1 protein-coding gene is annotated in these 334 nt (G+C 51.2%); it reads left to right on the forward strand.

The features are described from left to right. A partial coding sequence (locus tag C5687_RS24415; RefSeq protein ID WP_146086328.1) for a DUF1983 domain-containing protein occupies positions 1–334 on the forward strand: 334 nt, incomplete at both ends.

Below are 334 nucleotides of genomic sequence, written 5' to 3' on the forward strand. Positions count from 1 at the left end.
GGCGGCTATTGTCCAGAACAGCCAGGTATCAGCCGACATCAATAATAACCTGAATGCGATGTACAGCATCAAGGTAGCTGTTGATTCCAATGGCAATCAGTACGCGGCTGGAATGGGTATTGGTGTTCAGAATACACCTTCAGGTATGCAGACTCAGGTTCTGTTCGTGGCTGACCGCTTCGCGGTTATGACCCAGGCAGGCGGCGCCGTGACTCTTCCGTTTGTTATCCAGAACGGACAGACCTTCATCCGGGATACGTTCATCCAGGACGGTACCATCAGCAATGCCAAAATTGGTAGTTATATCCAGTCTTCGACATGGGATGGCAGCGGT

The sequence above is a fragment of the Enterobacter sichuanensis genome, assembly GCF_002939185.1.
In the GTDB taxonomy this organism is placed as follows: Bacteria; Pseudomonadota; Gammaproteobacteria; order Enterobacterales; family Enterobacteriaceae; genus Enterobacter; species Enterobacter sichuanensis.